Origin of the sequence: Geodermatophilus amargosae, assembly GCF_900116515.1 — a bacterium.
GTDB lineage: Bacteria > Actinomycetota > Actinomycetes > Mycobacteriales > Geodermatophilaceae > Geodermatophilus > Geodermatophilus amargosae.
The window spans coordinates 123,269-134,223 of record NZ_FPBA01000009.1; the positions used below are offsets into that span (position 1 = coordinate 123,269).

Consider the following 10,955-nt stretch of genomic DNA (forward strand, 5'->3'; position numbering starts at 1 on the left):
CCCGGCGGTCCGCCGGGCCGGCCCCGCCCCGGGCCTCGTGCCAACAAAAAACCCCTCGTGCCGAGGGCACAGAGGGGCGTAGCGCGTCGGTCGGGCGACCGGCGCGCTAGGGGACTACGAGGAGCAGGCAGGCGGAGGGCACGGGCACACTGTGCGCCTCACCCGACCGGACGTCAACCACGGCGTCCCATCTTGTGGGACCGTGTCGACCGGTTCATGGGACGGCGACCGGCACCGGCCCCTCGAGCGACGCGGGGTCGAAGCCGTCGACGACCGCGGCGAGCCCGTCGGCGGGCACCGGGCGGCCGATGAGCCAGCCCTGGAGGAACGAACAGCCCAGCGCAGTGAGGACGGCCATCTGCTCCGGCGTCTCCACGCCCTCGGCGACGACGTCCATGCCGAGCGTGCGGCCCAGGTCGATGACGCTGCCGACCAGCGCCGCATCCCTGGCGTCGGTGTCGATGCCGGAGACGAAGCCGCGGTCCAGCTTCAGCACCTGCACGGGCAGCCGGGCGAGGTAGGCCAGCGACGAGTAGCCCTTGCCGAAGTCGTCGAGGGAGACGATGCAGCCCAGGGCGGAGAGCTCGGCCAGCTCGGCCAGCAGCCGCTCGTCGTCGTCCATGAGGACGCTCTCGGTCACCTCGATCATGAGCAGCCGGGGCGGCAGGCCGGAGCGCTCGAGCGCGCGGGTGACGTCCTCGACCAGGCAGCGGGCCTGCAGGTGGCGCACCGAGATGTTGACGCCGAGCTTGAGGTCCCGGCCGCCGGCCACGAGCCGGGCGTGCTCGGCGGTCGCCGTCTCGAGCACCCACCGCTGCAGCGGCACGATCAGCCCGTCGTCCTCGGCGAGACCGATGAACTCCTCCGGCGACACCGGCCCGTGGACCGGGTGGTCCCAGCGCACGAGGGCCTCGACGCCGAGGATGCGGCGCTCGGCCGTGCCGGCCACCGGCTGGTGCACCAGCCGCAGCTGGCCGCGGGCGATGGCACCGGGCAGGTCGCGGGCCAGCCGGCTGCGCCGGGCGGACTCCTCGACGAGGGCCTCCCCCGACGCCCGCACGCCGTTCTTGCCCTGGGCCTTGACCGTGCGCAGCGCCAGGTCGGCCTCGCGGACGGTGGCCGACGCGTCGGCCCCGGCCACCACCTCGGCGACGCCGACGCTGGCCGACGTGCGCAGGACGGGACCGGCGCCCTCGGGGTCGCCGGGGGCGGCGTACCGGTGCGTGCGGTCCAGCCGCGCGACCAGCCGCTCGGCCAGCGCCAGCGCCTCGTCGGGCCCGGCGTCCACGACGAGGGCGAACTCGTCCCCGCCGAGGCGGGCGACCAGGTCGCCGGAGCGGGCCTTGGCGCGCAGCGAGTCGGCCACCTCGCACAGCAGCCGGTCCCCCGCGTCGTGGCCGGCGACGTCGTTGACCGCCTTGAAGCCGTCGAGGTCGACGAGCAGCACGCAGGATCGGCGGCCCCGGGCGGCCCCGGCCAGGGCGTCGTCGAGCGCGGTCATGAAGCGCGCGCGGTTGGGCAGGCCGGTGAGCGAGTCGGTGTAGGCCAGCCGCTCGAGCTCGCGGTGGCCGGCCCGGCGCTCGGTGACGTCGCGCAGGTGCAGCACCAGCCCGTCACCCGCGCGGCGGCCGGCGGCCGGAGCGGCACCGGAGACCTCGACGTCGCGCCACGTGCCGTCGGTGGTGCCCAGCCGGCCGGTGGCGGGCAGGCCGTCGGGCGTGCCGTCCCGGAGGGCGGCGGAGACGCGGTCGAGCAGATCGCGGTCCTCGGGGTGCAGCAGGTCGACCAGGACGCAGCCGAGCAGCTCCTCCTGCGCGCGGCCCAGCCGGTCGGCCACGGGACCGGACGCGGAGGTGACCCGGCCGGCGGCGTCAAGGACCAGCGTGACCGCGTCCCCGCTGTGCACCAGCGCCCGGAACCAGCCCTCGGTCCGCTCCAGGCGGCGGGTGAGCGCGGCCGCGTCCACGGCCCAGTACAACGTCCGCGCCGAGGTGAGCACGACCAGGACGGCGGCCGCGACGGCCTCGCCCGCGGACAGCGGCCGGCCTGTGACCGCCCCGCCGGTGACCGCCAGCAGGGCCACGGTGGCCGCGCCGTGGGCGAGGACGCCGCCGCGCAGGGGCAGGGCGCGGCGGTCCGGCTCCTCGTGGGCGCCGACGTCGGCCAGGGCGCCGCGCAGGCCGGCGCCGAGCATGGCCAGCCACGCGAGCACGGTGACCACGCCCCAGACCGGGGACGCCGCACCGGAGGGCGCGGTGCCGGAGGACGCACGACCGAGCGCACCGGCGAGGGCGACGAGCGCCATCGCGACGAAGCACGCGAGCACCCAGCCCGCGGCGCGGCGCCGGCCCTCGGGGACGGCGGTCAGGGTGACCAGGCCGATGCCGCAGAGCACCGCGCCGACCAGCGGGTAGCCGGCCGAGATGAGGCCCTGCTGCGGGCCGGGCGTCCGGGCGACGAGGTCGCCGATCGAGACGCAGAGGAACAGGGTGACGGCGACGGTGACCACCACGCCGTCGAGCAGCACCCGGGTGCCGACCCGCCGGGAGGTCCGCGGCGGGAGGAGCAGCACCGCCGCGGAGACGGCCACGGGGACCGCGAGCAGCACGGGGAGGTCCTCGACGCCCCCGGAGGACAGGTCGCGGCCGGGCCGGGTGAGGGCCAGTGCCTGGCCGAGGGCCAGCAGCGCGCCGGCGCCGGCCAGCGCCCGCCACGGGCGGCCGGCGCGCGCGGGCAGCCGGGCGGCGCAGCGGGCGAGCGCCGCGGCGGCGGCCGCGGAGCCGAGGCCGAGGGCGGCGGGCACGAGCCAGGCCGACGCCGGCGCCGCGGTCAGCTGCACGACGGTGGTGAGGACGGCGAGGACGGCGAGCAGCACCTGCGCTCCCGGAGCGCGCAGCGTGCGGCGCTCAGCCACGGCGGCCGGCCCGGACGGCGGGGAGGTCGGCAGCAGCGGGCACGGGGTCGGCCGAGGAGCCGACCAGGCCGGGCCACAACTGCCCGGCGCCGTCGTGCAGCAGGCGCACGAGGTCGGCCAGCGGCAGGGGGCGGGAGAGCAGGAAGCCCTGCGCGTGGTCGAGGCCCAGGCCGCGCAGCACCCCGAGCTGGGCCGGCGTCTCGACGCCCTCGGCGACGACCTGCAGCCCCAGCGAGCGCCCGACGGTGAGGACCGCCTCGCACAGCGCGCGGCTCTGCCGGTCGCGGTCGACGCGGGAGACGAAGGACCGGTCGAGCTTGAGCACGTCGACCGGCAGCCGGGTGAGGTGGGTCAGCGAGGAGGAGCCGGTGCCGAAGTCGTCGAGGGCGACGTGCACGCCCATGAGCCGCAGCGCCTCGATGTCGACGGCGACGGAGTCGCCCTCGGCCAGCACCGTCGCCTCGGTGATCTCCAGGACCAGCCGCTCCGGGGCCAGGCCCGAGGTGCGCAGCGCGGTGGCGACGTCCTCGACGAGGGTCCGGTCGGCCACGTGCGCGGCCGAGACGTTCATGCCCAGGCGCACCGGCGCGTCGCCGGTCTCGGGCAGGGCGAGGACGGCCGCGGTGGCCTCGCGCAGGGCCCAGCGCTGCAGCGCGCCGATGACCCCGGCGCGCTCGGCGATCGGGACGAACTCGCGCGGCGGGACCTCCCCGAGCTCCGGGTGGCGCCAGCGCAGCAGCGCCTCCACACCGGCGACCCGCTTGTCGGTCATCCGCACGATCGGCTGGAAGGCCAGCCACAGCTCACCGCGCCCGGCCGCGCCGGGCAGGTCGTCGCGCAGCCGGGCCCGGCGGGCCGCGGCGGCGCCGAGCGCCGGCGTCCAGCAGGTGGCCCGGGCCGAACCGGACCTGCGGGCGGCCGCGACCGCCAGCTCGGCGCGGGCGCCGACCTCGGCGACGTCGGTCCCCGGCTCCACGACGACGACGCCGATGGCCGCGCTGAGGTCGAACACGCCGGCGGCCGTGGTCACCGGCTGCTCGAGCACCGCCAGACAGCGGTCCCCGAGCAGGGCGGCGGTGTCGGCGTCACCCTCGGCGAGGACGGCGAACGTGCCGCCGACCAGCCGGGCGACCACCTCGTCGGCGCGCACGGCGGAGCGCAGCCGCCGGCCCAGCTCGACCAGGACGGTGGCGACGACGTCGCGGCCGGCGTGCTCGCGGACCTCGTCGAGCCCGGAGACCTCGACCAGGAGGACGGAGGACCCGGCCCGGCCGGTCGCCGGCGCCAGGGCGGCGTCCCAGCCGGCTCGGTTGGGCAGGCCGGTGAGCGCGTCGGTGAACGCGACCTCCTCGAGGGCCCGCTCGCGGGCCACGCGCTCGGTCACGTCGCGGCAGTGCAGCACCACCGAGCCGACGGCGGGGTCGGAGCGCAGGTCGGAGACGCTGACCTCGAGGCAGCGGCGGCTGCCGCCGGCGTCGCGGGCGTGCAGGGTCACGAGGCCGCCGGTGCCGGAGTCGAGGACGCGGCGCAGCTCGGCGGCGTCCCCGGGGTCGAGGGTTCCCGGGCGGCCGGCGGCGCCGGACAGGACGTCCCGGCCGGTCAGCTCGGCCGGGGTCGTGCCCAGCAGCGCGGCCATCGCGGGCGAGGCGAAGCCCACCCGCAGGCGCGCGTCCAGGACGAGGACGGCGTCGCGGCCGGCGTGCAGCAGGTTGCGGAAGTACGCCTCGTCGCGGCGCAGCCGGGCCCCGCGCAGGTGCTCCTCGCGGGTGGTGACCCAGCGGTGCGCCGCGGACAGCGCCACGCAGCCGAGGGCACCGGCGAGGGTCACCCGGGTCGGCGTGGTGCCCAGGACCAGCGGCACGACCACCAGCGCGACGACGACCACGAGCGCCAGGTGGGGCAGCACCGAGCGCAGCTGGTCCGCGCGGCCGCCGTTGGCGCAGCGGCGGACGTCGGGGGCGGTGCCCGGGTCGAGAAGGCGCGCCAGCAGCAGCAGCGCGAGACCGAGGACGACCGCCACCCGGGTGAGGGGGACGGCGTCGGCGGCGCCGAGCAGTGCGGCGGAGGTGCCGGTCCCGCGGGCGACGCAGAGCACGACGAGCGCGCCGAGCAGGACCGTGGCCATGCGCTGGCGGTGCGCCTCGACCGACCCGAGGACGGTCAGGCCGGCGGCCATGGTGGCGGAGGTGGCCACCACCGCGGCGCCGAGCACGAGCTGCGCGCCCAGGGACAGCGCAGTCCAGCTGTTGCCCGGGCCGACCAGCAGCAACTGCATGACGACCAGGGCGGCGGCGCCGAAGAGGGCGAGCTCGAGCAGCGTCCGCCGGCAGGTGCGCCGCAGGGTGGAGCGCTCGACCATCCCCAGGAGGGCCACCACCACGAGGACGTAGCCGGGCACGGTGGGCAGCCAGCGCAGCACCACGGCGGACAGGACCGAGTCCGGCCGGGCCGCGGAGCTGAGCAGCAGGCCGAGGACGGGGAACAGCGCAGCGGCGGCCATCAGCCGCCAGGGCGGGGCGGAGGGGTCGCCGGGACGGCTCAGCGCGAGCAGCGCGAGGGAGGTGAGCAGCGCGGCCAGGCCCGTGACCGCGTCGCCCAGGGGGTCCAGCGTCGGCTCGAGCGCCGCCACGGCGCACGCCGCCGCGGCCGGCACGGCGCACGCCAGCAGCCACCCGATCCGCCTGTCCACACCCGTGGTGTCGGCAGCGGCGCTCCCCGGGGACAGTCCCCGGGGAGCGCGTTCACCCCTTGGGGGTGGGCCGGGTCAGCCGCAGATCGCGCCCCGGGCCGCGGAGCCGACCAGCTTCGCGTACTTGCCCAGGACGCCGGTGGTGTAGCGCGGGGGCAGCGGCGCCCAGTCCTGGCGGCGCCGGGCGAGCTCGTCGTCGTCGACCAGGAGGTCCAGCGTGCGGGCGGCGAGGTCGAGCCGGATGCGGTCGCCGTCCTGCACCAGCGCGATCGGGCCGCCGTCGGTGGCCTCGGGCGCGACGTGGCCGACGCACAGCCCCGTCGTCCCGCCGGAGAACCGGCCGTCGGTGAGCAGCAGGACGTCCTTGCCCAGGCCCGCGCCCTTGATCGCGCCGGTGACGGCGAGCATCTCTCGCATGCCCGGGCCGCCCCGCGGGCCCTCGTAGCGGATGACGACGACGTCACCGGCCTGCAGGGTGCCCTCGGTGACGGCGTCCATGGCGCCCTGCTCGCCGTCGAAGACGCGCGCGGTGCCCTCGAAGACGTCGGCGTCGAAACCGGCCGACTTCACGACCGCCCCCTCCGGGGACAGCGAGCCGCGCAGGATCGTCAGGCCGCCGGTCCGGTGGATCGGGTCGTTCATCGCGTGCACGATCGTGCCGTCGAGGTCCGGCGGGGCGATCTCGGCCAGGTTCTCGGCCATCGTCCTGCCGGTCACGGTGAGCGTGTCGCCGTGCAGCAGGCCGGCGTCCAGCAGCGCCCGCAGCACGACCGGGACGCCGCCGACGCGGTCGATGTCGGTCATCACGAACCGGCCGAAGGGCTTGACGTCGGCCAGGTGCGGCGTGCGGTCGCCGATGCGGTTGAAGTCGTCGAGCGTGAGGTCGACCTGCGCCTCGTGCGCGATCGCCAGCAGGTGCAGGACGGCGTTGGTCGAGCCGCCGAGCGCCATGACCACGGTGATGGCGTTCTCGAACGCCTGCTTGGTCATGATCTGGCGGGCGGTGATGCCCTGGCGCAGCAGGTTGACCACGGCCTCGCCCGAGGCGACGGCGAACGCGTCGCGGCGGCTGTCGGGGGCCGGCGGGGCGGCGCTGCCGGGCAGGGCCATGCCGAGCGCCTCGGCGACGCTGGCCATGGTGTTGGCGGTGTACATGCCGCCGCAGGAGCCCATGCCCGGGCAGGCGGCCCGCTCGACGGCGGACAGCTCGTCCTCGGTGATCAGCCCGCGGGCGCAGGCGCCGACGGCCTCGAAGACGTCGATGATCGTGAGGTCGTCGCGGTCGCCGAGCTTCCCCGGCAGCGTGGAGCCGGAGTAGAGGAAGACGCTGGCGAGGTCGAGCCGCGCGGCGGCCATGAGCATGCCGGGCAGCGACTTGTCGCAGCCGGCCAGCAGGACCGAGCCGTCGAGCCGCTCGGCGAACATGACCGTCTCCACCGAGTCGGCGATGACCTCGCGGCTGACCAGCGAGGCGCGCATGCCCTCGTGGCCCATGGAGATGCCGTCGGAGACGGAGATGGTGCCGAACTCCAGCGGGAAGCCGCCGGCGGCGTGCACGCCCTCCTTGGCCCGCTTGGCCAGCCGGTCCAGGGAGAGGTTGCAGGGGGTGATCTCGTTCCAGGACGAGGCCACGCCGATCTGCGGCTTGTCCCAGTCGTCGTCGCCCATGCCGACGGCGCGCAGCATCGCCCGGGCCGGGGCCTTGGTGATGCCGTCGGTCACCTCACGGCTGCGGGGCTTGACGTCGGCGGTGGTGCGGGGGTCGTCCACGGTCGTCACGAGCGCCGAGGGTAGGCGCGGTCCGGGCGCCGCCCCAGGGGCGGTTCATACTGGTACCGACACCACCACCCGGGAGCCGCCGTGTCCGCCACCGCCCGGCGCGAGCTCGCCGAGTTCCTGCGCTCCCGCCGCGACCAGGTCGACCCGCGCGACTCCGGCCTCCCGCCGGGCGGACCGCGGCGGACGCCGGGGTTGCGCCGCGAGGAGGTCGCGCTGCTCTCCGGGGTGAGCTCGACCTGGTACACGTGGCTGGAGCAGGGCCGCGACATCCACCCCTCGCGCCAGGTGGTCGACGCGCTGGCCCGCACGCTGCGGATGTCGCCCGCCGAGCACGGCTACGTGCTGCGCCTGACGGGGCACGGCGGCCCCGCCCCGGCCGACCCGGGCCAGGAGGTGCCGGGGCACGTGCAGCGCCTGCTGGACGCGCTGGGCCCCTCCCCCGCCTACGCCATCACCGCGGACTGGTCGATCGCCGGCTGGAACCGCGCCTACGAGCTCTTCTACCCCGGCGTGGCCGCCGTCCCCGCGGCGGAGCGCAACCTGCTCTGGCTGGTGTTCACCGACCCCGCCGTCCGGGCGCTGCTCGCCGACTGGCCCGGGGACAGCCGGCGCTTCCTCACCCAGTTCCGCGCCGAGGTCGGCCCGCGGCTGGCCGACCCGGTCGTCGTCGACCTGGTCGCCCGGCTGGAGGCGGCCAGCCCGCACTTCCGCGCCGGCTGGGCCAGCCACGACGTCGACCGGTTCAGCTCCGCCGAGCGCCGCTTCGAGCACCCCGAGGTGGGCAGCCTGCTGCTCGAGCACCACCAGCTCACGCCCGCCGACGCCCCCGGGCTGCAGCTCGTCGTCTACACGGCGGCCGCCGGCAGCGAGAGCGCGGAGCGGCTGCTCGGGCTGGCCGGCCCCGCCGTCTGAGGTCAGTGCCCGGGCGGCGCCGGGACGTCGATCCGGCCGCCGGACCACCCGGCCAGCCGCGGCAGGTCGCGGGCGCGCAGCACCGGCAGGGGCACCTCCCGCCCGCCGGAGGTGACCAGGCGCAGCCGGGCGTTGCGGACGACCCGGATGCCGGCCAGGTCGTCCCAGGCCACCCGGCGCTGCCCGACCAGCCCGCGGGAGGTGATGGCGTCGTCGTCGACGTCCACCCCCACGCGGAGCACCCAGACCGCCGCCAGCACCGGGAGCAGCAGGACCGGGGCAGCCCACGGGGAGGCCGCGGCGAACGGCAGGACGCAGACGGCGAGGAAGACGACGGGGACCAGCGTGACCCGGCTCAGGCGCAGGCGGGCGAGGGATGCCACGTCCCCATGATCCCCGCTCAGTAGTCGCCGACGACGTCGGCCAGCGGCTCGCCCGCCAGCACCCGCCGCAGCTGGGCGAGGACGGTGGCCTGCGCGCGGGCGCCGGTCTCGGGCACCGTGCCGGCGACGTGCGGGGTGAGCAGCAGCCCGGGCGCCGACCACAGCGGGTGCCCCTCCGGCAGGGGCTCGGGGTCGGTCACGTCGAGCGCGGCGCGCAGCCGGCCGGCGGTGAGCTCGGCGAGCAGCGCGCCGGTGTCGACGACGACCCCGCGGGCGGCGTTCACGAGCAGCGCGCCGTCGGGCATCGCGGCGAGGAAGGCGGTGTCGACCAGGCCGGTGGTCTCGTCGGTGACCGGCACGATCAGGACCACGACGTCGGCGTGCGGCAGCAGTGCCGGCAGCTCGTCGGTGCCGTGCACGCCGTCGCGGGCGGTCCGCCCCACGAAGGTGAGCTCGACGTCGAAGCCCGAGAGCATCGCGCCGATCCGGCGGCCGATGTCGCCGGCGCCGACCACCAGCACCCGCGCCCCGATCAGCGAGCGGTGGGTGCGCGTCGTCCAGCGGCCGGCGTCCTGCTCGCGCACGAAGTCCGGCAGCCCGCGCTGCGCGGCGAGGGTCGCGGCGACCACCCACTCCGCCGTCGAGGGGGTGTGCGCGCCGCGGGCGTTGCAGAGCACGACGCCGTCGGGCAGCCGGCCGGAGAACCGCTCGGCGCCGGCGCTGAGCAGCTGCACCAGGCGCAGCCGCGGCAGCGTGGCGAGGAAGTCCGGCGGCGGGCTCCCCGCGCCGAAGCGGGGCACCCACACCTGCGCCCGGGCGGCCTCGCCCGACGGCGGCCCGTCGTCGGGGTCAGCGCGGAACGCGCGCACCCGCGGGTCGAGCGCCTCCGCCGCCTCGGCCATCTCCGGGGAGGGCACGAGGGCGATCAGCGTCTCGTCGGGGCCGGCGATGTCGGTGCCACGGATCTCGGGAGCCACGGCACCCGAGACTAGGAGGCCCCCCGGAGGGCTCCCGGGGCGATGCCCTGGGCGGTGGCGCACGGACAGGTGTGCCGGGTCCGCCCGTACTGTGGATCGGGTGAGGCGGCAGCGGGGACGGCGGGGTGCCGCCGCGGGGTGCGTGGCGGCCCTGGCGCTGCTGCTGGCCGCCTGCGGCGAGGACGGCTACGAACCGGCGGGGCCGTTCCGGCCGCTCCCCGAGGGCCCGCCGCCCCAGGTCGGCCCGCCCACCGAGTCCACGCCCGCGCCGTCGCCGGGCGACCCCGCCGACCCCGGTTCCGGCACGGCCGGCGGGGACCCCAACGTCGTCGCCACCGGCCTGACGGTGCCCACCGGCCTGGTCGTGCTCCCCGACGGCAGCGCGGTCGTGGGCGAGCGCGAGACCGGCCGGCTGCTGCAGGTCTTCCCCGACCGCTCGCCGGCGCAGGAGCTCATGGTCGTCCCGGGCATCGACACCGCCGGCGACGGCGGCCTGCTGGGCCTCGCGCTGTCGCCGACGTTCGACGAGGACGGCCTGTTCTACGCCTACGTCTCCACGGCCACCGACAACCGCGTCGTCCGCTTCCCGCTCGCCGGCACGCCCAACCCGGTGATCACCGGCATCCCCCGCGGCGAGGTGCACAACGGCGGCGGGCTCCAGTTCGCCCCCGACGGCACCCTGTACGTCGGCACCGGCGACACCGGCAACCCGGCGCTGGCGCAGGACCCGGCCTCGCTCGGCGGCAAGGTGCTGCACGTCGACGTCTTCGGCCAGCCCGTCAGCGGTGCCGGCCCGGTGTACAGCAGCGGCTTCTCCGACGTCACCGCCATCTGCCCGTCCGGCGACGAGGCAGGCACCCTCTACGCCGTCGACGAGTCCAGCGCCGGGCCCGACGAGCTCGACGAACTGGTCCAGGGCAGTGACCACGGCTGGCCCGCCGCGGGCGCCGGGACGATCGCTCCGGTGCTGGAGATCGACAACGCCCAGGGCGGGCTGGGCGGCTGTGCCGCAGCCGGCACCACGGTGTTCCTCGGCGCGCTGGACGGTCAGCGGGTGGCCGTCGTCCAGGTCGACGGCAACGGGGGGGTGACCGAGGACCCGGCCGAGCTGCTCGCCGGGCGCTACGGCCGGCTGCGCACGGTGGTCCTCGACAGCGAGGGCGGGCTGTGGGTCACCACGTCGAACAGGGACGGCATCGGCACGCCCGCCGAGGACGACGACAAGGTGCTGCGGATCCTGCCGCCGTCGTCGACCGGCTCCTCCCCGCTCTGACGCGCACGGGGCGGGCACCCCGGCCGGG

The 10,955-nt window shown here is 77.1% G+C and carries 7 protein-coding genes; 2 read left to right on the top strand and 5 right to left on the bottom strand.

The window, feature by feature from the left end; all coding sequences use genetic code 11:
- Nucleotides 1–214: 214 nt before the first annotated feature.
- The 3 genes from BM414_RS14020 to ilvD all read right to left on the bottom strand — a co-directional run bounded on the left by BM414_RS14020 (nt 215) and on the right by ilvD (nt 7,382).
- Nucleotides 215–2,914, bottom strand: a complete 2,700-nt coding sequence (locus tag BM414_RS14020) for a putative bifunctional diguanylate cyclase/phosphodiesterase (protein WP_139245846.1) — start codon at nt 2,912–2,914, stop codon at nt 215–217.
- Complete coding sequence (locus BM414_RS14025) at nt 2,907–5,603, bottom strand: putative bifunctional diguanylate cyclase/phosphodiesterase (RefSeq protein ID WP_093580045.1); 2,697 nt, start codon at nt 5,601–5,603, stop codon at nt 2,907–2,909. The genes BM414_RS14020 and BM414_RS14025 overlap by 8 nt, the downstream gene beginning before the upstream one ends.
- Before the next feature lie 75 nt (nt 5,604–5,678).
- A complete protein-coding gene (gene ilvD, locus BM414_RS14030; protein ID WP_093580046.1) occupies nt 5,679–7,382 on the bottom strand; it encodes a dihydroxy-acid dehydratase in 1,704 nt (567 codons plus the stop codon).
- Between the two features lie 81 nt (nt 7,383–7,463).
- Here ilvD and BM414_RS14035 point away from each other — a divergent pair, with 81 nt between their 5' ends.
- Nucleotides 7,464–8,294, top strand: a complete 831-nt coding sequence (locus BM414_RS14035) for a helix-turn-helix transcriptional regulator (RefSeq protein ID WP_093580047.1) — start codon at nt 7,464–7,466, stop codon at nt 8,292–8,294.
- Between the two features lie 2 nt (nt 8,295–8,296).
- On the opposite strand, the gene BM414_RS14040 is transcribed toward BM414_RS14035, so the two are convergent.
- Both BM414_RS14040 and BM414_RS14045 read right to left on the bottom strand, forming a co-directional pair.
- Nucleotides 8,297–8,677: a PH domain-containing protein gene (locus BM414_RS14040; protein WP_093580048.1), complete on the bottom strand. Its 381-nt coding sequence runs from the start codon at nt 8,675–8,677 to the stop codon at nt 8,297–8,299.
- A gap of 17 nt (nt 8,678–8,694) precedes the next feature.
- A complete protein-coding gene (locus BM414_RS14045; RefSeq protein WP_245784717.1) occupies nt 8,695–9,654 on the bottom strand; it encodes a 2-hydroxyacid dehydrogenase in 960 nt (319 codons plus the stop codon).
- A gap of 100 nt (nt 9,655–9,754) precedes the next feature.
- Between BM414_RS14045 and BM414_RS14050 the strand changes: the two genes are divergently transcribed.
- On the top strand, nt 9,755–10,927 hold the full coding sequence (locus BM414_RS14050) for a PQQ-dependent sugar dehydrogenase (protein ID WP_245784718.1): 1,173 nt from the start codon (nt 9,755–9,757) through the stop codon (nt 10,925–10,927).
- The last annotated feature ends 28 nt before the right edge of the window (nt 10,928–10,955 follow it).